The following is a 23,402-nucleotide window of genomic DNA, read 5'->3' on the forward strand; positions in this document are numbered from 1 at the left end:
AGGAAGTTCCATGAAAGGCATGTATAAACGTCACCGAGTGCTCGGCATCCTGCTGGCAGCTCTGGTGCTGATCATGATGGATCACCTGCACAGTCCGACCTTTGCCTTCAATATGGGGGATGGGCATGCCAAGGCATCCTTGAATCAGCGTGACGCTTCGGCTTGTGCACCTTGTGGAGCGCCGTGCCCCTCAAAGCGATGAAGGGTGTCAGGGCACTGAGCTCCCTTGTGCAAGTGTCCATTGAGTGCAGATATGAATCAGGCGCCACCGAAACGGTGGCGCCTGACGTATGCATGCTGACGATCAGTGATCGTTGTCTGGTGTCCTGGAAGGTTGTGCGATCTTGGGGCCCAAGGGACCTAGCCATAGCCAGACTTGCAGTACCACCAGAATGGGCAAGAGCCAGGCAGGAGCATCGAAAGTCCATACTAGCACTCGATGGATCATGAAGGCCGTGATGCCACCCAGCAGGCCAAGGATTGGAAACATCAGTGGGCGTTGACTCCCCGGTCGGCCTGTAAGACGGAACAGGGAGCCAGTGAAGGCGCCGAAGCTGGCTGCCATGGCGAAAGGAATCAGCAGTTCGTGTACAGCGTCCTGCATCGCTAAATGCTCATGTCGAGAGAATGCCTTTAGCCTAACGGCTTGGCAGGACAAGGGCGTTACCACTTTGGCATGACAACCATGGCATGACGACCACCATGGCATGAGTGGCAGCCCCTAGAGCTCGGTCTTGTCCTTGAACTCGCACAGATCCTCAATGACACAACTCCCGCAACGGGGCTTGCGAGCCACGCAGGTGTAGCGGCCATGCAGAATCAGCCAGTGGTGAGCGTCCTTCTTGAACTCCTTGGGGACGTGGCGCAGCAACTTTTGCTCCACTTCCACAACGTCCTTGCCCTTGGCGATGCCGGTGCGGTTGGACACTCGGAAGATATGTGTGTCCACGGCGATGGTGGGCTGGCCGAATGCAGTGTTGAGAACCACGTTAGCCGTCTTGCGTCCGACTCCTGGCAAGGCCTCCAGGGCAGTGCGTGTTTGGGGAACCTCGCCGTTGTGGCGCTCCAGTAGAAGATGGCAGGTCTTCATGAGGTTTTCGGCCTTGGTATTGAACAGGCCAATGGTCTTGATGTGCTCTTTGAGACCATCGATACCCAGGTCGATGATGGCCTGTGGCGTGTTGGCTACCGGGAATAGACGGGCAGTCGCCTTGTTGACACCCACGTCAGTGGCCTGGGCGGATAACAGCACCGCCGCCAGTAACTCGAAGGGCGTAGACCAGTTCAGCTCGGTAGTAGGCTCGGGGTTATGTTCGCGTAGGCGTGTGAAGATTTCGAGGCGTATCTGGGCATTCATGAGTGAGCCGATATCAGAAGTAAGGACAAGGGTTGCGTCGTCCCGGCGCCTGAGGTGATGCCGGGACGTCACAAGGCCCTGTAGCGTCATCAGCGCCGATTATACATTACCGCTCCGATGGGCTCGCCTATCCAGATGGACATCAGGACGGTTGGGCGGCACGAGCATCGGCAAGTATCTGCTTGGCCTGTTCAAGCTGTTGTTGCGCATTGGCGATGGCCGCAGGGTCGTTCTGACGCACAGCGTGGGCAAGTTGCTGCTGGGCTCGGCGCAGTGATTGCTCCGCTGCACTGACGGCAAAGCGGCGCTGACGCTGGCCTGGACCGGGCTGAGCTGTGCTGGTATTGCTCAACTGCTGATCGATATCGGCGAGGCGTGTGCGCAACTCGGCTGCACGCCGCTCCAGCTCGGCACCTTGAGCATCCGTAAGCCCATTCTGTTGCTGCTGTCGGGACACACGCTTGAGACTGGCCAGCAAACTGACGCGTTTGGTGCGCAGGCTGCTGGGTGACACGCTTGATGCATGCGCTGGCTGGCCGGTGCTCTGGTCTGCGCACGCATGTGCATCTTTTTCCATGCCTTGGCTGGTATTTCGACTTGCCAGACGTTTGGCGCGACGTTGGCGGCGTTCTTCTGCCTGTCGGGCCAGTCGCTGGTTGCGTGCCAGGAAGCGCTGGCGGGCATTGCTTGCGCGCTGAGCGAGGTAAGCCTGGCGCTCGGTATCATCGTTGGCCGCTTGCCAGCCGGGGTGCGGCAACAGGTCGATGCAGTCAACCGGGCATGGCAAGATGCACAGTTCACAACCAGTGCACTCGTCAGTGATGACCGTGTGCATATGCTTGGCTGCCCCCAGAATGGCATCGACAGGGCAGGCCTGAATGCACTTGGTACAACCAATGCACTCGTCTTCACGTATCCACGCTGTCAACGGTGACTGAGCAGGTTGTTCGAGCGGCAGGATGGCGCGGTCGGTGAGTTCGGCAAGCCGTACGATGGTTGCTTCTCCACCGGGGGGGCAGCGATTGATGGGTTCTCCGGCCGCGATGGCTTCGGCATAGGGGCGGCAGCCGGCATGCCCACACTTGCCGCATTGAGTCTGCGGCAAGGTGGCATCGATGGCTTCGATCAGGGCGTGCTGATTCATCACCGTTGGCTTAGCTGACGCGCTGGCCCGGCTTGGCGCCGCTATGGGGTTCCAGTAGGTAGATGCCATCGTTGTCGCCGGCAGCCAGGACCATGCCTTCTGACATGCCGAAACGCATCTTGCGCGGAGCCAGGTTGGCAACCATCACGGTCAGCTTGCCTTCCAGTGCTTCAGGAGCATAGGCCCGGCGAATACCGGCAAACACTTGGCGGGTTTCACCGCCAAGGTCCAGCGTCAGCTTCAGCAGCTTGTCGGCACCTTCCACATACTCTGCCTTTGCAATGCGCGCAATGCGCAGGTCGACCTTGGCAAAGTCGTCAAAGGTGATCTGTTCGGCAATGGGGTCATCTGCCAAGGGGCCCTTGGGTGCCTCCTTGAGCTTTTGTTCTTCCACCAGATCCTCCTTCGATGCTTCGATCATGGCATTGATACGATCTGTCTCGACGCGGGTCATCAGTGGCTTGAACTTGGCGATCTCATGGTCAACCAGCCACTGTTCGCGGCTGTTCCAGTCCAGAGAGTCAAGCTTCAGGAAGCTGGCCGTCTGTTCGGCCATGGCCGGGACCACGGGAGCCAGATAGACCATCAACTGGCGGAACAGGTTGATTCCCATGGAGCAGATGTCCAGCACTTCCTGTTCGCGGCCATCTTCCTTGGCCAGGGCCCAGGGAGCCTTGTCGGCAATGTAGGTGTTGGCCTCGTCGGCCAGCTCCATGATCAAGCGCATGGCACGGGCGAATTCCCTGTCTTCATAGTAGCTCGCGATTTCCTCGCCAGCCGTGATGAAGCGTTCGCGCATCTGAGGTTCGGTGCACTCGGCGGAAAGACGGCCACCGCCGAGCTTCTTGACGAAGCCGGCGCAGCGGCTGGCGATATTGACGACCTTGCCTACCAGGTCGGAATTGACGCGCTGGGCGAAATCCTCGAGGTTGAGGTCAAGGTCATCTACGCGGCTGCCAAGCTTGGCCGCGAAGTAATAACGCAGATACTCCGGATTGAGGTGTTCAGCGTAGGTTTCTGCCTTGATGAAGGTGCCGCGAGACTTGGACATCTTGGCACCGTTGACGGTGACGAAACCATGGCAGTTCACGGCGCTGGGAGTACGCATTTCGGCACCATGCAGCATGGCCGGCCAGAACAGGGCATGGAAATAGACGATATCCTTGCCGATGAAGTGGTAAACCTCGGCATCGGAGTCCCTGCGCCAGTAGCTGTCGAAATCGAGACCGTCGCGCTCGCACAGGTTCTTGAAGCTGGCCAGATAGCCGATGGGGGCATCCAGCCAGACATAAAAGTACTTGCCTGGAGCGTCGGGGATCTCGAAGCCGAAATAGGGGGCATCACGGGAGATGTCCCATTCATTGAAGCCGGACTCGAACCATTCCATCAGCTTGTTGCGAATCTGGGGCTGCACGTGTCCGTCATCGATCCAGGATTTCAGGAAGTCAGCGAAGTCCGGCAGCTTGAAGAAATAATGGGTAGAACTGCGGACCTCTGGCGTAGCACCGGAAATGGCCGATACCGGATCAATAAGGTCAGCCGGCGTATAGGTGGCGCCACAGGCTTCACAGTTATCGCCGTACTGATCTGCGGTATGACACTTGGGGCAGGTGCCTTTGATGAAACGGTCAGCCAGAAACAGTCCCTTGACCGGATCGTACATCTGCTCGATGTCACGCGTGGCAATATGCCCCTTGTCGCGTAGGCGCTTGTAGATCAATTCGCTGAAGTAGCGATTTTCTTCGGAATGGGTCGAATGGTAGTTGTCGAATGCCACGCCAAAGCGGGAGAAATCGCGTTGATGTTCCTGCGACACGCGGTTGATCAGTTCTTCGGGGGTAACGCCTTCCTGTTCGGCCCGTAGCATGATGGCAGTGCCATGGGCGTCGTCAGCACACACATAATGGCACTGGTGGCCGCGGCTCTTCTGGAAGCGCACCCAGATGTCAGTCTGGATGTATTCCAGCAGATGACCCAGGTGGATGGCACCATTGGCGTAGGGCAGGGCACTGGTGACCAGGATCTTGCGCGAGGCAGGTGTGGCGTTGGACATGGCAGTACAAATATCCCGTTAAAAATAGGCGACGATTGTAGCTAGGATCCAGCCTCAGGGAAACGCTGGATCCTCCGTATCGGTGATGACCTCAGGCCTGGCTCGACTTGCTGCTCAGCACGGCAACATGGACGAATCCCTGGCTCCTGAGATGTAGTGCCTGCAGGCGGCTCATGATGCCCTGTTCGCAGTACAGGACGTAAGAGCCTTGCGGATCAAGCAGGCTACCCTGTGAGGCAAGCTCGTAGAAGGGGATATGCCGTATATCCCAGTCATCGAGTTGAAGCGGGTTGGCTTCTGCCTGGTCCGGGGCCCGGACATCAATGACTTGAGGTCTTGGCCCGCTCAACTCATGCAGTTTGGCAAGGCTGATGGTGTCGATCTCGTCGGAGTCCTGTGCGTCATCAGGTTCCATGGGGGCATCAACAGCACAGCGATGTAGATTGGCAATGGCCTTGTCGAGTAGATCCTCCGGCAAGGCGGCTTCTGCTGCTTCCACAAGTGGCCAGGGCGCTTTGACGTGAGGCTTGCGTGAGATGACGGCGCAATATTCAGGCATCACCTCGGATAGCTCAGCTGTTTCAATGTGTCTTGCGATATCGATGATGTCCTGCTTGTCATCCGTCAGCAAGGGACGCAGGATCGGCAGGCGACAGGCCCCATCGATCAGGCTCAGGTTGGCCAGCGTCTGGCTTGATACCTGGCCGATGGCTTCACCCGTGACCAGTACGGGCAGGCGGGCACGTATGGCAACCCGTTCGGCGGCACGCATCATCAGGCGTTTCAGTACGACACCCATCAGGCCGTCGGGAACATCACGGCGAATAGTATCGATAACGTCTTCGAAAGGTATCGTAGTGAAGGTGATATTGTGAGAAGAGCCATGCAATTGCCATAGGCGCAAGGCAATGGCTCTTACTGCGCGCTCCTGATCTTCTCCGGCAAAGCGGAACAATAGAAAGTGGCATTTGATGCCGCGCCGCATCATCTTCCACGCTGCCACGGGTGAATCAAAGCCACCAGACATCAGTACCAGAGCCTGGCCTTGAGTGCCAATGGGGAAGCCTCCGGCGCCAGGCCAGTTTGTGTCTTCCTGCATGACGATTTGCTGGTCGATGCGCAAGCGCACATCGACTTGTGCTGCGGTCAAGCTGACACGGGCATCATCGGCGCGTTCAAGGAGGGCGGTTCCCAAGCGGCGCTCCAGGTCAACCGAACGAAAGTCGTGCTGGCCGCTGCGCTTGACGCTGACCCGAAAGCTGTTACCGGAGATGCGTGGTGCCCATTCATCCGCCACCTTTTCAATCAGCGTGTCCAGATCACCAAACTCCGACATTCTTACCCGGGAAATGCGGTGGATTCCTGGTATTCGGGTCATGGACTTTTCGAGAATTGCGCGCAGGTCAGCAGAGAGTTTCTGGGGAAGGCGCACGATCAATTGGTCCCACTGATTCAATACGACAGCCTGAGGCTCTGAGCGGCGCAATGTATTGCGGACATTGCGGGCCAGGCACTTTGTCAGGTGGCGGCGTACCGAGCGGGACTTGATAGTGATGTCAGGAGCAAGTGTGAGGTGATAGTCCATGGGAAACTTCAGATAAGAAAATGCAAGTCCGGCAACGGATTTAGTGAGCGAGGTAAAAGAAGCCAGGGCGAGTGGTGGATGGGAACATGTGGGCCGCGACCGACAGGCCACGGCGTTGCTCTCTATGATGTACTGGCCTGATGCGCTGTTCTGATGAACCGGGAGTCAGTCGTTTCGAGTGCGCTGTCAGTAAAGGGCCTGTTCTTCCTGTATGACTTCTTTCAGCAGCTCCAGGAACAGTTTATCGGCTTCCGAATGATCGTCGGGGTTTTCGGGAATATGGATGCTGGTGGTGTCGGATATTTCGTTGGCAATGGCGGCCATGACGTCGCCTTCGGCATTTTCGGACAGGTGCCGGCGGGCGATTTCCAGAGAGGCATCGAGAATCTTGGGATCCTGGAGCAGCTTTCTGATAAACCCTTTTAGCTCATTGATAATCCGGGTTTTTTGAATTTCGGAAGATGCCATTGGCGCGTTCCTCATGGGCAAGCTAAGCAATGTGCCACCAAAATACCACGTTTGGTGGGCGTGCGTGACAGTGACGCCGCGACGAAGCCGCCGGGCTGACCATTTCATGATAGCGTCCAGGCAGATGGTGCGACGCTATCATGTTTCGAGTCTGGAGCTGCTCAGGCCTGTTCGGCGGGCGTGTCGATTTGAGTGGCCGGGGAGGCCAGGCGCGCCACCATGGCACCGACCATGCGACTGGAATGTTCGGCAGCCTGCTCGAGGAAATCCTCGAAGGATAAATGGTTGTCTCCTTGACCAGCGATGTCAGAGAGCGCGCGGATGACCACGAAAGGGCAGCCATAGAGATGGCAGGTCTGGGCAATGGCTGCAGCTTCCATCTCTGCTGCCAGCATGGTCGGGAAGCGGGTACGGGTGCGGGCAACGAGATCTGGGCAAGCCATGAAGACATCTCCAGTGGCGATCAGGCCTTCGGTGACCTTGACCTCGCCCATGGCCTCGACACATTCGGCTGCCACCTTTACCAGGCGCTCATCGGGGAGGTAGGCGGCTGGCATGTTGGGTACCTGGCCGTGCTCATAACCGAATACCACAGCATCGACGTCGTGATGGCGAACTTCGCTGGAAACGACGATGTCGCCAATATTCAAGTCCTCGCCAAACCCGCCGGCAGAACCGGTGTTGATGATGGCTTCTGGCTGATAGTTATCCAGCAGCAGTGTCGTGCCAATCGCGGCATTCACCTTGCCAATGCCGGATTGCAGCAGGATTACCTCTGCGCCGTGCAAGCGGCCTATGTGGAAGGTGGAGCCGACATGGGTGCGAGTGGTAACGTCTTCCAGTTGGCTGGCCAGAATGGCAACTTCCTGAGCCATGGCGCCAATGATGCCAATACGTTTCATATAGGGTGGATTCTCCTGAACGAAGTGAAATGAGGGCTCAGGCGAAGACCTGGGTCCATTCGTCACGCTTGGCCAGGAGGTCCCTTGCCAGTGCCTGGGCGCCTTCCAGGCTATGGCTCGCAGCCCAGCCGCACTGCACTTCATTGCAGGCAGGCACTTCTGTTGCGGTGAGTACATCCTTGAGAGTGTTCTCGATCAGGCTGAGGACATCGTCATAGTCATCATGATTGATCATGGCAACATAGAAGCCGGTCTGACAGCCCATGGGGCTGATGTCCACTACCTTGTCGGAGTGATTGCGTGACAGCTCGGCCAGCAGGTGCTCCAGCGAGTGGAGTGCAGGCATTTCCATGTGTTCGCGGTTCGGCTGGCAGATGCGCAGATCGTACTTGTGAATACGGTCACCATTCTCGCCAGTCTTGATGTCGGCCAAGCGGACATAGGGGGCCTTCACCTTAGTGTGATCAAGGTTGAAGCTTTCGACATTCATCTTCTTGTCGCTCATGGCGCGGACCTCGCGAGAAACTGATGTAACGATAAAAGAAAAAGTGGGCGCTCATTCTACTAAAGTGTTGAGGCGTCCGCACCAGAGGACGCCTCAGGGAAGCACGACATGTATTCCTATGCCTAGGAATCAGCAGATTGCGCACGGATGATGCCTTCAATCTTGTTCAATAGAACTGGCTGTCCATGCAGATGATCAGACTTGCTCGGCATCATGCAGTTCTGCTGCCATCAGCGTGTTCTCCAGCAGGCTGGCGACAGTCATGGGGCCGACGCCGCCCGGTACGGGAGTGATGTAGCTGGCGCGCTCTGAAGCGGTGGCAAAGTCCACGTCACCTACCAGAGTGCCATCTTCCTGTCGATTGATCCCCACATCGATGACGATGGAGCCTTCGCGAATCCACTCGCCCTTCACCAGGCCGGGCTTGCCGACAGCGACGACCAATACCTCTGCACGGCGGACATGCTGTTCGAGGTCTCGGGTGAAGCGGTGGCATACCGTGGTGGTGCAACCTGCCAGCATCAATTCGAGTGCCATGGGGCGACCGACAATGTTGGATGCCCCGACCACTGTGGCATTGAGGCCGCGCACCTTGAGCCCAGTGTGCTGGAGCAGGGTCATGACGCCCTTGGGAGTGCAGGGGCGAAGCAGAGGAAGGCGTTGTGCCAGGCGGCCCAGGTTGTAGGGGTGAAAACCGTCTACATCCTTGCTTGGTAGAATGCGCTCGAGGATTGGGCGGGAGTCGAGGTGGTTCGGTAGGGGGAGCTGAACCAGAATGCCGTCAATGCTGGGGTCTGCATTCAGCTGGTCGACCAGTGCCTCCAGTTCTGCCTGAGTCGTGGACGCTGGCAAGGTGTGCTTGACGGAGTGCAGGCCCGCTTCTTCGCATGCCTTGTGCTTGTTGCGCACATAGACCTCGGAAGCGGGGTCCTCTCCGACCAGCACGACCGCCAGTCCCGGGACCCTGGCGCCGGCTTCACGGCGTGCCTGCACTTGGCGGGCAACTTGCTGGCGAACAGAGGCGGCTATCGATTTACCATCGATGAGTTGGGCGGTCATTGGCTTCCCTCAGCACAAGAAAAGTGGATAGGCACAAAAATGCGCAAGGATTTTCGCATGCCGGGTCGTTCAGTGGAACCGGCTTGTTGCATGACTTCCTCTCAGTATCTTCTGTATCTCCGGATCATGCATAGAGAGATGGGCTCCTTGATGCGGAGGCTGATGTCCCAGGGTGTCGAAGGGTAGGGGGCATGGCGATGCACAGATTGAGTGTGTAGGTATATGACGGATTGAGCGCGTTGGCATATAGATGTAGGCGTTGTGTCGTTGCATAGTGTTTACAAGGAATTTTATCTATCCGCTTGACGCCGGGTCAGATTTCCGTAGAATACGCAGCGCTTGGCAAGACCTGTGAAGGCAGCGTCAAGGGCCGTGCAACTTGTGCCGACGGGGTGTAGCGCAGTCTGGTAGCGCGCCTGCTTTGGGAGCAGGATGTCGGGGGTTCGAATCCCTCCACCCCGACCACAACTTGTTGATTGTATTGAAGAATATTCTTCGGCAAGGTTGTGGTGAAGCATGTGGTTGTGTAGTATGCGCCCATAGCTCAACCGGATAGAGCAACGGCCTTCTAAGCCGTAGGTTGCAGGTTCGAGTCCTGCTGGGCGTGCCACGTCGTGTGGCGGCCAATCCTGGGTCTTCCGGTGGTGTCAGGCAAGCTGTTATCGATATGGTGGATGTAGCTCAGTGGTAGAGCCCCGGATTGTGGCTCCGGTGGTCGTGGGTTCGATCCCCATCATCCACCCCACTCGATGCAGTAACTGATTTTGTAGTGACTTGCTGGTCCATGTCTCGTGTAGACGATGATCTGGGTTGGCTGAAGGTCTACAAGGCAGATCTTCAAGGTTGTGGTGGATGTAGCTCAGTGGTAGAGCCCCGGATTGTGGCTCCGGTGGTCGTGGGTTCGATCCCCATCATCCACCCCATTGCCTTGACCTTTCCTGTATGCTTCTCTTTCTTCTCGGTTCTCCTTCGCCAAGGCGCTTGCGCTGGCGTGCTCTGCTGGCAAGGTTTGCTAGAACACATCTCGTTCCTGGTCTTCTGGCCTCTGATTTTCATGTGGATGTTGTCGATCCTGCAGGCTGCCCTCATTGTTTCGTATTGTATTGATGCACTGTGTTGGGCATGGTCGACATGATCCGGCATCGTCATCACGACAGTTTTTGCGCATGTTGCCATGGTTTTGCCCTTGTAATAGTGAAAAGGGGCCCCATAGTGGTAGGGTTCGCGCTTGCCAGTGCTCAAAGGGATTCATAAAATCCTTTCTTTGATGTTTTACATTGTTCCAGTACGACTCCAGTCGGTAGAGGATTATTCATGCAAGTTTCCGTCGATACGACCTCCCAGATCGAACGCCGCGTCAACATCCAGGTGCCGGCCGCCGAGATCGACGAGGCCGTAGCCGCCCGTCTCCAGGATGCCGCCAAGAATGTCCGTCTCGACGGCTTCCGCAGGGGCAAGGTGCCGATGTCGGTAGTTCGTCAGCGCTATGGTCAGGAAGTACGTAACGAGGTCGTGGGCGAAGTGATGCGTGAGCGCTATGTGCGCGCCATCACCGATGAAAAGCTCAATCCGGCTGGTTGGCCCCAGATCGAGGCCAACGTTAATGAAGCCGGCAAGGACCTTGAGTTCACTGCCGTCCTCGAGGTGTACCCGGAGATCGAGCTGGCGTCTATCGAAGGCGCAGAAGTCGAGCGTCCGGTGGTCGATATTGCCGATAGCGATGTCGATGAGATGATCGAGACTCTGCGCAAGCAGAATGCCGCCTGGGAAGATGTCGAACGTGCTGCGGCCGATGGTGATCAGGTCAGCATCGATTTCGAAGGTTTCCTCGGTGATGAAGCTTTCGAAGGTGGCAGCGCCAAGGGCCACAACCTGGTGTTGGGTTCTGGCAGCTTCATTCCTGGTTTCGAAGATCAGCTGATCGGTGCCGCTGCTGGTGAGGACAAGGAAATCAAGGTGACCTTCCCCGAGGATTACCAGGCCGAGAACCTGGCGGGCAAGGAAGCAACTTTCAAGGTCAAGGTGCATGGCGTCCAGGGTCAGGCTCTGCCTGAAATCGATGCGGACTTCATCGAGAAGTTTGGCGTCGAAGGCGGCGATGTCGAGGCCTTCCGTGCCGAGATCAAGAGCAACATGAGCCGCGAAGCTGGCCAGGCGGTGGAAAACCGCGTCAAGAGCCAGGTACTGAGCGCTCTGCAGAAGGCCAACGATATTCCAGTGCCTCAGACATTGATCCAGCAGGAAACCGATGTCCTCAAGCGTCAGGCTGCTCAACAGTTTGGCTTGGGTGAGGACTTTGATGTCAGCCAGCTGCCTAACGAACTGTTTGCTGACCAGGCCAAGACCCGTGTCAAGGTTGGTCTGCTGCTGGCCGAAGTGATCAAGGCCAACGAGCTGGAAGCCAGCGATGATGAGATCAAGGCCAAGGTCGAGGACCTGTCCAAGCAGTACCAGCAGCCGGAAGAGGTTGTCGAGTACTATATGAACAATGAGCAGATGAAAACTCAGGTGAAATCTGCTCTGCTTGAAGAGAAGGCTGTGGCTCAGTTGCTTGAGCAGGCTACTGTGAAGGACGTGGAAATGTCCTACCAGGATGCTCTGGCGGCAGCGCAGCAGCCGGGCGATGACGACGAGCAGGAAGGCGAAGACGCCTGATAGCACGCCGCAGGCCGGCCCGCTGGGCCGGCCTTGTCGTCTCTTCCCCCAATCACACCGGATGTAAGGACATCTTCCCATGCACAACGAGTTCGACATTCGCGCCGCCGGGGGCCTGGTGCCCATGGTCGTCGAGCAGAGCGCCCGCGGCGAGCGTGCTTATGACATCTATTCCCGCTTGCTCAAGGAACGCGTGATCTTCCTCGTGGGACCGGTGGAAGACTACATGGCCAACCTGCTGGTGGCCCAGTTGCTGTTCCTCGAGTCCGAAAATCCGGACAAGGATATCCATCTCTACATCAATTCACCGGGCGGTTCGGTAACGGCGGGTATGTCAATCTATGACACCATGCAGTTCATCAAGCCTGACGTGTCTACTGTATGTATTGGTCAGGCAGCCAGCATGGGTGCGTTGCTGCTGACTGGAGGCGCAGCCGGCAAGCGTTACTGCCTGCCCAACTCACGGATGATGATTCATCAGCCCTTGGGTGGTTATCAGGGGCAGGCCACGGATATCGAGATTCATACCCGTGAGATCCTGGGAATCCGTGAAAAGCTGAACAAGATTCTGTCCCATCATACTGGTCAGGACCTTGACACCATTGCCCGAGATACTGACCGTGATAACTTCATGAGTGGCGCTCAGGCTGCAGAGTATGGCCTGATCGACGCAGTGCTGGATAAGCGGCCAGTATCCTGATAGCGTGCAGTCTTGCGCGCTGTGAATACGTGATTTCCCGGTGGCCATTCGTGGCCACCGCTGTCAGAGAGGTACGCGAATGGCCGACGGCAAAGGCAAGGACGACAATGGCAAGCTGCTGTATTGCTCGTTCTGTGGCAAGAACCAGAATGAAGTACGCAAGCTGATTGCCGGTCCTTCCGTGTATATCTGCGATGAATGTGTCGACCTGTGTAACGACATCATTCGCGAAGAAGTTCTCGATGCCGATGCCGAGAGTGAAGAGGAGCGTCTGCCCGTTCCGCGCGAGATTCGCCACACTCTCGACGATTATGTGATCGGCCAGGACCGCGCCAAGACGGTGCTGTCTGTGGCGGTCTACAATCATTACAAGCGTCTGCGTCATGGGGCGAAGAGTAGCAGCAAGGATGACATCGAGCTCGGTAAGTCCAACATTCTGCTGATTGGGCCAACGGGGAGCGGCAAGACGCTGCTTGCCGATACGCTTGCGCGCTTGCTCAATGTTCCCTTCACCATTGCTGATGCCACCACGCTCACTGAGGCGGGGTATGTCGGCGAGGATGTCGAGAATATCATCCAGAAGCTGCTGCAGAAGTGCGATTACGATGTGGACAAGGCCGAGAGGGGTATTGTCTATATCGATGAAATCGACAAGATTTCACGCAAGTCCGATAATCCTTCCATCACCCGTGACGTATCGGGAGAAGGGGTGCAGCAGGCACTGCTCAAGCTGATCGAAGGCACGACGGCTTCGGTACCTCCACAAGGTGGACGCAAGCATCCGCAGCAGGAGTTCCTGCAGGTTGATACCAGCAATATCCTGTTCATTGTTGGTGGCGCTTTCGCTGGCCTCGACAAGGTCATTCGCGACCGTGCCGAGACCGGTGGCATCGGCTTCAATGCTGAGGTCAAGAGCAAGGATGAGAGCAAGGGTGTCGGCGAGCTGCTTGGTGAGGTGGAGCCAGAGGACCTGGTCAAGTTTGGCCTGATCCCTGAGTTTGTCGGCCGTCTTCCCGTGATTGCGACGCTGACAGAGCTGACCGAGGATGCCTTGATCCAGATCCTCACTGAGCCGAAAAACTCCCTCGTCAAGCAGTACAGCCGCTTGTTCGAGATGGAGGGTGTCGAACTGGACTTCCGTGAAGATGCGCTCCAGGCTGTGGCCCGCAAAGCCATGGCTCGCAAGACGGGTGCTCGCGGTCTGCGTTCCATCATGGAATCGGTGTTGCTCGATACCATGTATGAAATCCCTTCTTTGGAGGGTGTCTCCAAGGTGGTCATCGATGCCTCGGTGATCGGAGGAGAAAGTGACCCTCTGCTCATCTACTCTCAGGCTGAGCAGGAAGAGCAGGCCCGCGTTGATGGCACCGATGGTTGATGTCACACATTCGTGCGTGACGCCGGTCGTCGCGACACTGCTTGCATGATGCAGAATAGGGGGCCGCAAATGCGGCCCCTTCCATCTGCAACACTTTTACCAAGTCCCGGCCAATGGTGTCACTCCCCTTGCAATTCCAGTGGTGTGCCCCCATTCCTCTGGTATTAACCCGCCATGTTTGAGGAACGTCTGCGATGCAGCAGAACGCCGAACAGACCCTGAGTCTGCCCCTTTTGCCGCTGCGTGATGTCGTGGTATACCCGCAGATGGTTATCCCCCTGTTCGTCGGTCGAGAGAAGTCGATCCAGGCGCTGGAAACGGCAATGGCCAACGACAAGCGGGTCCTGCTGGTGGCCCAGCGCGAAGCGAGCAAGGACGATCCTGATAACGAGGACCTGTTTTCCATCGGTACCGTTGCGGAGATCATGCAGCTGCTCAAGCTGCCTGATGGCACTGTCAAGGTACTGATCGAAGGAGAGTCCCGCGCCGACATTCAGGAAATCATCACTAACGAAGATGGCTTCAGCGAAGCCGTCGTCATGTTGCGTGATAGCGAACCGCTCAGCGAGCGTGAGCAGGAATCTCTGGTGCGCGTATTGCTCAATCAGTTCGAGCAGTACGTCAAGATGTCCAAGAAAGTGCCTAATGAGGTTCTCAATTCCCTTTCTGGTATCGAAGACCCCAGTCGCCTGGTTGATACTATCTGCGCCCACCTGTCGCTGAAGATCGGCGATAAGCAGGAATTGCTCGAGATGGATCGGGTGCGTGATCGTATTGAGCACTTGATGGCCCTTATCGAGGCCGAGATCGATCTGCTTCAAGTCGAGAAGCGCATTCGCTCTCGGGTCAAGGACCAGATGGAGAAATCTCAGCGCGAGTATTATCTCAATGAACAGCTCAAGGCCATCCAGAAAGAGATGGGTGATCTGGAGAACTCGCCAAACGAGGCTGATAAGTACGAACAGGCCATCGAAGAGTCGGGGATGCCCAAGGAAGCAGCCGACAAGGCGCGCCAGGAGCTGGGCAAGCTGCGCATGATGTCACCATCTTCCGCAGAGGCTACGGTGGTGCGTTCTTACCTGGACTGGCTGGTGTCGGTGCCATGGAAGAAGCGCACCAGGGTAAAGCATGACCTGCTTCATGCACAGAAAGTGCTTGATGAGGATCATTATGGCCTGGAGGAAGTCAAGGAACGTATCCTTGAGTACCTTGCGGTGCATAAGCGTGTGAAGAAGCTCAAAGGGCCGGTACTGTGTCTGGTCGGGCCTCCCGGCGTCGGCAAGACCTCTCTGGGCAAGTCCATTGCACGGGCAACTAATCGTCAGTATGTGCGTCTGGCCTTGGGTGGGGTTCGAGATGAATCCGAGATCCGTGGCCACCGTCGCACTTATATCGGCTCGCTGCCAGGCAAGCCTATTCAGCGTATGGCCAAGGCGGGTGTGAAGAACCCGCTGTTTCTGCTGGATGAGATCGATAAGATCGGCATGGACCATCGTGGTGATCCGGCTTCGGCGTTGCTTGAAGTGCTTGATCCGGAACAGAACAATACTTTCAGTGACCACTACCTGGAACTTGACTACGACCTGTCCGAGACGCTGTTCATCTGTACTGCCAATTCGATGAACATCCCAGGGCCTTTGCTGGACCGCATGGAGGTCATCCGGCTGCCAGGCTATACCGAAGACGAGAAGCTGGCCATCGCGACTCGCTATCTGGTGCCGAAACAGCTCAAGGCCAATGGTTTCAAGGAAGACGAAATCACCTTTGGCCAGGATGCATTGCTTGAATTGATTCGTTACTACTCCCGCGAGGCAGGGGTGCGCGAGCTGGAGCGTCAGATTGCCAAGGTCTGCCGCAAGGTGTTGCGCGAACGTCTGGAGAAGGAAGGCAAGGAAGGGGCATTGGCCCCGCAGGCGCTGGCGGCGGAAGACATCGAGGCCTATGCCGGCGTACGTCGTTATAGCTATGGACTGGCTGACCGTGAAGACCAGGTTGGTCGTGTCACTGGGTTGGCCTGGACATCGGTTGGTGGCGAGCTGTTGAGCATCGAGTCTGTTGTCACTCCCGGAAAAGGGCGTATCAACAAGACAGGATCCCTTGGCGATGTCATGAAGGAATCCGTCAGTGCTGCTCACACGGTTGTGCGTGCGCGTGCTAAAGCACTGGGTATCGATCCGGAGCGTTTCGAGAAAGAAGATCTGCATATTCACGTACCGGAAGGCGCAACGCCCAAGGATGGTCCCAGTGCCGGCGTTGCCATGGTGACGGCCATGGTGTCCGCATTTACGGGCCGTGCAGTGCGGTGTGATGTCGCGATGACTGGTGAAGTCAACCTACGTGGTGAAGTCATGCCCATCGGCGGACTGAAGGAGAAATTGCTGGCTGCAAGGCGTGGTGGTATAAAGACTGTGCTTATACCTGAGGAGAACCGCCGAGATCTCAAGGAGGTTCCCGCGAATATCAAGGATGCCTTGGATATTCGCCCGGTTCGCTGGATTGATGAGGTTCTCGAGGTAGCGTTGTCGGATAAGGTGGATCCTAAAACAGATGATTCATTGGCCTCCGATTCTGCTTCGTCTCATTCAATGGTCAGCACACACTAATGCCTTTTTATGCATGATGATGAGAGTAAAATCCCGTCATCACGCGGATTGGCAGGGAAGGTTGCTTGACAGATCTTTCGCAGCATTGCTATAAACTGTCGCCATGCTGCGATCGTGCCTGTCGGCAGGAATAATCGCTGTTTAGTATCATTATCCGTAACAGTTAAGGGGTGAAGTGTGAATAAGTCCGAGCTGATCGATGCCATTGCTGCGTCTGCCGATATCCCGAAAGCCGCTGCTTCTCGTGCACTGGACGCCATGGTGGATTCCGTCACTGAAACTCTGAAAAGCGGTGGCAGTGTATCTCTGGTAGGTTTCGGTACCTTCTCCGTCAAGGAGCGTGCTGCACGTACTGGCCGTAATCCGCAGACCGGCAAGCCGATTCAGATTGCCGCGGCCAAGGTCCCCAGCTTCAAGGCTGGCAAGGCCCTGAAGGATTCCGTCAACTAAGGTATTGCTCCTGGTTGCGTGCTCCGGCCAGGCCTATTGCTGAGGCCGGTTGCTGAAAGGCGCACCGCTTTGGCGGTGCGCCTTTTTTCGTATAATGTGTCGCGACCCGACTAAACTCTTTCGCAGAGGCGTGCATGCTGCAAAGTATTCGAGAGCGCTCCCAGAGCTGGATCGCCAAGATCATCATCGCTGTACTGGTGCTGGCCATGGCGCTGTTCGGAGTGGAATCTCTGATCAGCGTGTTCGGAAAATCCGGCGACGAGGTCGCCAAGGTCAATGGCGAGCCCATTACGCGCCAGCAGGTGGAACAGACAGTGCAGAGAGCCCTGCGCAGTGGTCAGGTTCCTCCTGAACAGGAGAGGGCATTGCGTGGTCAGGTGCTGGACAGCCTGATTGCCGAGCGCCTGATGGCCAGCTATGCCGAAGATGGTGGGCTGGCCATATCCGATGCCCAGCTTGATCAGGTCATCGTGAGTTTGCCTGAGTTTCATGATGCACAGGGCAAGTTCAACCAGGACCTGTTCCGTAGCCGTCTGAATGGCGCTGGTTATTCACCGCTGACTTTCCGGGCTCAGCTGCGTCAAGATCTGGTAGCGCAGCAGATTCAACAAGGCTTGATCAGTAGTGATTTTGTCCTGCCTGAAGAGCAGCAGTACCTGCTTGATCTGCAGCGTCAGACGCGTACCTTCCGCTATCACACCTTGACCGATGCAGATCTTGAGCAGCCGGTGACTGTCAGTGAGGCTGAGCAGTCGGCCTATTACAATGAGCACCAGCAGGATTATCTGCGCCCCGAGCAGGTCAAGGTGGCATATGTCGTGCTGGATCGTCAGGCCATGGCGGCAGATGCCGAGGTTGACGATGAGGCGCTGCGCAAGGCGTGGGAAGCCCAGGCCGCGCAGGCGGATCGTCGTGTGTCACATATCATGGTGAATGTCGGCGGAGACCGCAGTCGTGAGCAGGCGGAGACAGAGCTTGCCGAGGTCAAGCAACGTCTTGAAGAGGGTGAAAGTTTCACGGACCTTGCTGCTGAGTATTCCGATGATGCTGCTACCAAGGACAAGGGCGGGGACCTGGGGGTTGTCGTCAAGGGTATCTTTGGCGAGGCCTTCGACAAGTCAGCTTTCTCTCTGCAGGAAGGTGAGGTGTCCGATATCGTCGATACAGGCGATACCTTGCACCTGCTCAAGGTAACGCAGATCGATTACCCGAGCTTCGAGGAATCCAAGGACGAGCTGCGTGACCAGGTTGCTCAGCAGCAGATCGAGCGCGCTTTCAATGACAAGGCACAACAGCTCATCGATGAGAGCTTTGCTGCTGAGGATCTCAAGAGCGTTGCTGATGATCTTGACCTGAAGCTTGAGCAGAGCGATTGGATTGCCCGTGACGCAGGCGAGGGTGTCCTGGGGGAGCCGGGAGTCATGGATCAGGCGTTCAGCGAAGATGTGCTGAATAATGGCTACAACAGCGAAGTCATTGAGCTGGATGATGATCGGCGCATGGTTCTGCGCATCACTGACCATCGCGAGGCAATGACATTGCCTCTAGAAGAGGTCCAGGAGCGTGTGACCGAGGCTGTGCGTCAGGACAAGACTCGAGACGCTCTGATGGAGATGGCGGCCAAGCTGGCGGAGCAGCTCAAGGATGGTCAGGAGTTGGATCTTTCCTGGCAGGCAGCTTCCAATATCACTCGGCAACAGACCAGCCAGGTACCTGAGGCGATCGTCGAGACGGCCTTCCAGTTGCCTCATCCTGATGAGGCGGGCTCCTTGGTGTATGGGCGTGCCGTGGATGGAGATCAGGTCACTCTGATTGCCCTGGAGTCGGTGACGAAAGGAGAAGCCAATGAACAAATGGAAGGTTACGTGACTTCCATGAGTCGTCGGCTTGACGCCCAGGCGATGATTCAGGGGCTTATGGAATACTTGCGTACCACAGGTGATATTGAGCGCTAGACGCGCACGATAGCACTGCAGGTTCGCAAGCAAGAACAGAAGGGGCGCCTATGGGCGCCCCTTTTGCGTCGCTTCCAGGCGGCATTCTGCCGTAGCTGATGCGAGAGGCCTGGCCAGGTATCGGTTGGTATTGCTGACAGTTATATTTATACCGTTATCTAAGTTGCTAAAAAAACCGAACTCGAATAACCCCGTGAACAGTGTGTGAAGGGGAGTATCGCTGGCATGAGGTGTTGGATATGTTATTGTTACTATATAACATTTAAGGAGGCGTCAATGGCACCCCATTCCCGGATTCCCACCCATGTCATTACTGGTTTTCTCGGTAGCGGCAAAAGCAGCCTGATTCGTGAACTCATTGCCCAGAAGCCTGAGGGAGAGCGCTGGGCGATTCTCGTCAATGAGTTTGGTCAGGTGGGGATCGATCAGGCCATGTTCGAGGACAAGCCAGAGCAAGGTCGTTATGAGGGAGAGGTGCATGTTGAAGCGATGGCTGGGGGATGCTTGTGCTGCCAGTTGTCGATCGTGTTACGGGCGACGCTGATCAGGCTGGTGACACGCTATCGGCCAGACAGGCTGATCATTGAACCGTCCGGGCTTGGGCATCCATCCGGGCTGGTGGAAGTGCTGCAGGATGAGCACTTCTCTGAAGTGCTGGAACTGAATGACATCCTGGCATTACTGGATCCGCGGCGTCTAGATGACCCCAGGTCCCGGGATCACGAAACATTTCGTGACCAGCTGGCACTGGCAGATGCGCTCGTCATCACGATGGGGGATCTTGCCACTGAGGAGCAACGCCAGTATGTGGATGAATGGGTTGCCAGGCGCTGGCCTGCGCCGCGCTGGGTGGCCTGGGCAGAGCACGGGCGGCTGCCCATCTCACGCCTGCTTGAAGGTGCCGGACGGCATGATGAAGGCCATTCGCAGGCATTACCTCAGCCTACCAGCCATCGCATGGCAGCCGCCGTAGAAACAGCGCCACCCATGGTGTTCATGGAAGAGGCGGCACCTGCTCCGGGCAAAGGTATCAGCTCTCATGGAAGTGCCTTGGGTTACATCACGCTGGGGCTGCGCTGGCATCCTTCTGAACGCTTCGATCTGGACCGCTTGAGCCTTTATCTGAGTGCCTTGCCAGGAGAGTGTCGCATCAAGGCGGTGATGCATACTGATATCGGCTGGCGGCTGTACAACAGGGGAACAGGGCCATCAACATTGGCTGCGAGTAGCTGGCGACGAGATTCGCGCCTTGAGATCATCTGGCCGCAGGAGACCCATCTTGATCCGGAGGAGGTGACAGCTGGCATTGAGGCACAGCGGCTTGGTCGTGCATGAGCCTCAATGACTGCCGGGATGATACACTGGATGTCAGAGCATCAAGGCTGCTCTTCGTAGGCAAAGCGGCTGAGCTTCAGCGGCTGGCCGGGTTCCGAGCGAATTTCCCAGCCATGGGTGCGACCCCAGTCTCCCAGCACATATCGCTTGCCGATAGTGTCAGGCAGGTTGATATCATGCACATCAGGGCGATGTGTATGTCCATGAATCAGGGTGGAGACACCCTGTTCGGTCATGATGCGAATCACCTCATCCGGCGTGACGTCCATGATGTCTTCGGCTTTGTTGCTGTTGGCTTCTCCGGATTGCTCACGCAGCTTCTGGGCCAGGGCCAGACGCTCAGGGATCGACATGGCCAGAATGCCTGCTTGCCATTGTGGGTCGCGAGCCTGGGCCCGAAACGCCATGTAGGCAGCGTCCCTTGTGCATAGGCTATCACCATGCATCAGCAGGACATTGTCGGTGCCGAGCTTGACAAGAGTGGGGTCGCCGATAAGTTCGGCGCCGGCAGCGCTGGCAAAGTGCTCGCCGAGCAGGAAGTCACGGTTGCCATGCATCAGCTTGATCCGAGCGTCACGCTCGCTGGCAGCTCTCAGACGGCGGGCGACTTCACAGGCTAGAGTAGCATGGCCGGTAGGGTCGTTATCCCCCAGTGCCATCAGGTCGTCACCGATCCAGGCGTCGAAAAAATCCCCGAGGATATACAGTTCCGCTGGTGACTGGGTGTTGCGTTCGAGCCAGGCGAAGAAACCTGCGGTTATCTCGGGAGCGGCGGGGGTCAGGTGAAGATCGGAGATCAGCAGAGTGGTCATGGCGTGTCATGGGTCCTTGACGGATCACGCCCGCTGGAAGGCGGGCGTGAGAAAGGGCGGACGTGCTTACTGGATATAAGCGCGCTCGATGATCACATCCTCTTCGGGTACATCGGCGTGCATGCCTCGACGCGTGGTAGCAACGTTCTTGATCTTGTTGACCACGTCCATGCCGTCGACGACGCGGCCGAAAACACAGTAGCCCCAACCTTGCATGCTCTTGCTGGTATGGTTGAGGAAATCGTTGTCAGCGACATTGATGAAGAACTGTGCAGTGGCAGAGTTCGGGTCCTGGGTACGGGCCATGGCCAGTGTGCCGGCATCGTTCTTGAGGCCGTTGTCGGCTTCGTTCTCAATGGGGTCGCGAGTGGGCTTCTGCTCGAAGTTGGTGTCGAAGCCACCGCCCTGGACCATGAATCCGTCGATGACACGGTGGAAGAGGGTACCATCGTAGAAGCCATCCTTGACGTACTGCTCGAAGTTGGCTGCGGTCTTGGGGGCTTCGTCGTAGTTGAGTTCGATGCTGATATCACCGAAATTGGTCTGCAGAATGATCATGGGCGGGACCTTATTGATTACTGGCGCAGGAGTGTTCCACTTGTCACGGAAGATTACCCCTGATTATGTCTGACATGGCTTGGCGCCTTGCCATTGCGTGACGTTATAATACCGGTTTTGCTTCATATCGCGAAACGGGAACGCGGCCGTTCCTTCATCCTGCGATTCGTCAAGACACAGCCACCAGAGGTTGACTCATCAACATGACCACCGAGACCACCAGCGCGCCAAATTTCATTCGCAATCAGATTCGCGAGGAAATTGAGGCCGGACGGTCACAGAAGATCGTGACGCGCTTCCCGCCCGAGCCGAACGGCTTTCTGCATATCGGGCATGCCAAGTCGATCTGCCTCAATTTCGGCCTCGCGGAGCAATTCGGTGGTGATTGTCATCTGCGCTTCGATGACACCAACCCGGCCAAGGAAGAACAGGAATATATCGACGCCATCAAGGAAGACGTGCACTGGCTGGGTTTCCAGTGGAGCGGTGATGTCCGGCATGCTTCCGATTACTTCGACCAGCTGTATGCCTGGGCTCAGCACCTGATTCGTGAGGGCAAGGCCTACGTCGATGACCTGTCCGCGGAAGAAATCCGCGAGTACCGTGGTACCTTGACCGCGCCGGGTAAGCCGAGTCCCTATCGTGAGCGCAGTGTCGAGGATAACCTCGATCTGCTCGAGCGCATGCGTACGGGCGAGTTCGCCGAAGGTGAGAAGGTATTGCGTGCCAAGATCGACATGTCTTCACCCAATATCAATCTGCGTGACCCGATCCTTTATCGTATCCGCCACGCGCAGCATCACCAGACCGGCGACAAGTGGAAGATATATCCATCCTACGACTTCACTCATGGGCAGTCCGATGCGATTGAAGGCATCACTCACTCTGTGTGTACTCTGGAGTTTGAGGACCATCGTCCGTTGTACGAGTGGTTCCTGGATAATCTACCGGTACCCGCTAAACCGCGCCAGATCGAGTTTGCACGGCTCAACCTGAATTACACTCTGACCTCCAAGCGCAAGCTCAAGATGCTGGTGGACAACGGAATCGTGGATGGTTGGGATGACCCGCGCATGCCGACCATCTCAGGCCTGCGTCGCCGTGGTTATACACCAGGGGCGATCCGTAAGTTCTGCGAAATGATCGGTGTGACCCGGGCCGATGGCGGCCTGGTCGATATCGCCATGCTGACGCACGCAATCCGTTCGGACCTGGAAGATAACGCGCCGCGTGCCATGTGCGTGCTCAAGCCGCTCAAGGTAGTGCTGACCAATGTTTCTGAAGAGCATGAGGAAGTCTACGAGGTGCCAGGACATCCGGCGCGTGATGATTTCCCTGTGCGTCGGATCCCGTTCACCCGTGAACTGTGGATTGATCAGGACGACTTCATGGAAGATGCACCGAAGAAGTTCTTCCGCCTTGCCCCTGGCAAGGAAGTCCGTTTGCGCAACAGCTATGTGATTCGTTGCGATGATGTGATCAAGAACGCTGCCGGTGAAGTGGAAGAACTGCGCTGCAGCGTGGATTTCGACACCTTGGGCAAGAACCCGGAAGGGCGCAAGGTCAAGGGGGTTATCCATTGGGTCAGTGCCAAGCACGGTGTGCCTATGGAAGTGCGCCTGTACGACAACCTGTTCCTGGTCGAACAGCCCGACAAGGACAAGGATGCGGATTTCCTCGACCACCTGAATCCCGAGTCCCTGGCCGCTGTTCAGGCGATTGGCGAGCCGAGCTTGGCGACGGCCAATGGCGAGGACCGTTTCCAGTTCGAGCGCGTAGGCTATTTCTGTGCTGATCGCCACGCCAGTCGCCCGGGTCACCTGGTGTTCAACCGGACCGTGGGCCTCAAGGACAGTTGGGCCAAGATTCAGAAGAAGGGCTGA

The 23,402-nt window shown here is 56.9% G+C and carries 20 protein-coding genes and 4 tRNA genes; 13 read left to right on the top strand and 11 right to left on the bottom strand.

The window, feature by feature from the left end; genetic code table 11:
* Positions 1-10: 10 nt before the first annotated feature.
* A complete protein-coding gene (locus E4T21_RS08775) occupies positions 11-202 on the top strand; it encodes a hypothetical protein (RefSeq protein WP_149284634.1) in 192 nt (63 codons plus the stop codon).
* Between the two features lie 102 nt (positions 203-304).
* Here the strand turns inward: E4T21_RS08775 and E4T21_RS08780 are convergent, their stop codons facing one another.
* From E4T21_RS08780 to folD, 9 genes are all read right to left on the bottom strand, one after another.
* Complete coding sequence (locus E4T21_RS08780) at positions 305-604, bottom strand: hypothetical protein (protein ID WP_149284635.1); 300 nt, start codon at positions 602-604, stop codon at positions 305-307.
* Between the two features lie 117 nt (positions 605-721).
* A complete protein-coding gene (nth, locus tag E4T21_RS08785; protein ID WP_149284636.1) occupies positions 722-1,357 on the bottom strand; it encodes an endonuclease III in 636 nt (211 codons plus the stop codon).
* A 142-nt stretch (positions 1,358-1,499) separates the two neighbouring features.
* Complete coding sequence (locus E4T21_RS08790) at positions 1,500-2,501, bottom strand: RnfABCDGE type electron transport complex subunit B (protein WP_240349338.1); 1,002 nt, start codon at positions 2,499-2,501, stop codon at positions 1,500-1,502.
* 10 nt (positions 2,502-2,511) lie between these two features.
* The gene (metG, locus tag E4T21_RS08795) at positions 2,512-4,554 is read right to left on the bottom strand and encodes a methionine--tRNA ligase (RefSeq protein ID WP_149284638.1); all 2,043 of its coding nucleotides are present in this window, start codon (positions 4,552-4,554) and stop codon (positions 2,512-2,514) included.
* 91 nt (positions 4,555-4,645) lie between these two features.
* Positions 4,646-6,139: a tRNA uracil 4-sulfurtransferase ThiI gene (gene thiI / locus E4T21_RS08800; protein WP_149284639.1), complete on the bottom strand. Its 1,494-nt coding sequence runs from the start codon at positions 6,137-6,139 to the stop codon at positions 4,646-4,648.
* Positions 6,140-6,325: 186 nt separating this feature from the next.
* Positions 6,326-6,607, bottom strand: a complete 282-nt coding sequence (locus tag E4T21_RS08805; protein WP_149287119.1) for a hypothetical protein — start codon at positions 6,605-6,607, stop codon at positions 6,326-6,328.
* A gap of 161 nt (positions 6,608-6,768) precedes the next feature.
* Entirely contained in the window at positions 6,769-7,509 is a 741-nt protein-coding gene (gene mtnN / locus E4T21_RS08810; RefSeq protein WP_149284640.1) for a 5'-methylthioadenosine/S-adenosylhomocysteine nucleosidase, read from the bottom strand.
* 37 nt (positions 7,510-7,546) lie between these two features.
* On the bottom strand, positions 7,547-8,014 hold the full coding sequence (locus E4T21_RS08815) for an S-ribosylhomocysteine lyase (RefSeq protein WP_149284641.1): 468 nt from the start codon (positions 8,012-8,014) through the stop codon (positions 7,547-7,549).
* Between the two features lie 195 nt (positions 8,015-8,209).
* A complete protein-coding gene (gene folD, locus E4T21_RS08820) occupies positions 8,210-9,073 on the bottom strand; it encodes a bifunctional methylenetetrahydrofolate dehydrogenase/methenyltetrahydrofolate cyclohydrolase FolD (RefSeq protein WP_149284642.1) in 864 nt (287 codons plus the stop codon).
* 388 nt (positions 9,074-9,461) lie between these two features.
* On the opposite strand from folD, the gene E4T21_RS08825 reads away from it, so the two are divergent.
* The 11 genes from E4T21_RS08825 (at position 9,462) to E4T21_RS08875 (ending at position 20,149) form a co-directional block, all read left to right on the top strand.
* A tRNA-Pro gene (locus E4T21_RS08825) sits at positions 9,462-9,538 on the top strand.
* Between the two features lie 68 nt (positions 9,539-9,606).
* Positions 9,607-9,683: transfer RNA gene (locus tag E4T21_RS08830), tRNA-Arg, on the top strand.
* A gap of 60 nt (positions 9,684-9,743) precedes the next feature.
* Positions 9,744-9,818 (top strand) — tRNA-His (locus tag E4T21_RS08835).
* 103 nt (positions 9,819-9,921) lie between these two features.
* A tRNA-His gene (locus tag E4T21_RS08840) sits at positions 9,922-9,996 on the top strand.
* Between the two features lie 391 nt (positions 9,997-10,387).
* A complete protein-coding gene (gene tig, locus E4T21_RS08845) occupies positions 10,388-11,728 on the top strand; it encodes a trigger factor (RefSeq protein WP_149284643.1) in 1,341 nt (446 codons plus the stop codon).
* A 79-nt stretch (positions 11,729-11,807) separates the two neighbouring features.
* A complete protein-coding gene (clpP, locus tag E4T21_RS08850; protein WP_149284644.1) occupies positions 11,808-12,428 on the top strand; it encodes an ATP-dependent Clp endopeptidase proteolytic subunit ClpP in 621 nt (206 codons plus the stop codon).
* A gap of 79 nt (positions 12,429-12,507) precedes the next feature.
* The gene (gene clpX, locus E4T21_RS08855; protein ID WP_149284645.1) at positions 12,508-13,806 is read left to right on the top strand and encodes an ATP-dependent Clp protease ATP-binding subunit ClpX; all 1,299 of its coding nucleotides are present in this window, start codon (positions 12,508-12,510) and stop codon (positions 13,804-13,806) included.
* Positions 13,807-14,000: 194 nt separating this feature from the next.
* Positions 14,001-16,409: an endopeptidase La gene (gene lon / locus E4T21_RS08860; RefSeq protein ID WP_149284646.1), complete on the top strand. Its 2,409-nt coding sequence runs from the start codon at positions 14,001-14,003 to the stop codon at positions 16,407-16,409.
* Positions 16,410-16,586: 177 nt separating this feature from the next.
* On the top strand, positions 16,587-16,859 hold the full coding sequence (gene hupB, locus E4T21_RS08865) for a nucleoid-associated protein HU-beta (RefSeq protein ID WP_149284647.1): 273 nt from the start codon (positions 16,587-16,589) through the stop codon (positions 16,857-16,859).
* 134 nt (positions 16,860-16,993) lie between these two features.
* A complete protein-coding gene (locus E4T21_RS08870; protein ID WP_149284648.1) occupies positions 16,994-18,814 on the top strand; it encodes a SurA N-terminal domain-containing protein in 1,821 nt (606 codons plus the stop codon).
* Positions 18,815-19,090: 276 nt separating this feature from the next.
* Entirely contained in the window at positions 19,091-20,149 is a 1,059-nt protein-coding gene (locus E4T21_RS08875) for a CobW family GTP-binding protein (RefSeq protein ID WP_149284649.1), read from the top strand.
* Positions 20,150-20,190: 41 nt separating this feature from the next.
* Here the strand turns inward: E4T21_RS08875 and E4T21_RS08880 are convergent, their stop codons facing one another.
* Complete coding sequence (locus E4T21_RS08880) at positions 20,191-20,961, bottom strand: UDP-2,3-diacylglucosamine diphosphatase (RefSeq protein ID WP_149284650.1); 771 nt, start codon at positions 20,959-20,961, stop codon at positions 20,191-20,193.
* A gap of 66 nt (positions 20,962-21,027) precedes the next feature.
* Positions 21,028-21,519 carry a peptidylprolyl isomerase gene (locus tag E4T21_RS08885; RefSeq protein WP_149284651.1) on the bottom strand — a complete coding sequence of 164 codons (492 nt, stop codon included), beginning with the start codon at positions 21,517-21,519 and terminating at the stop codon, positions 21,028-21,030.
* 203 nt (positions 21,520-21,722) lie between these two features.
* On the opposite strand from E4T21_RS08885, the gene E4T21_RS08890 reads away from it, so the two are divergent.
* Positions 21,723-23,402 (top strand): glutamine--tRNA ligase/YqeY domain fusion protein, encoded by a 1,680-nt coding sequence (locus E4T21_RS08890; RefSeq protein WP_149284652.1) that lies wholly within the window; start codon positions 21,723-21,725, stop codon positions 23,400-23,402.

The sequence above is a fragment of the Halomonas binhaiensis genome (assembly GCF_008329985.2).
In the GTDB taxonomy this organism is placed as follows: Bacteria; Pseudomonadota; Gammaproteobacteria; order Pseudomonadales; family Halomonadaceae; genus Halomonas; species Halomonas binhaiensis.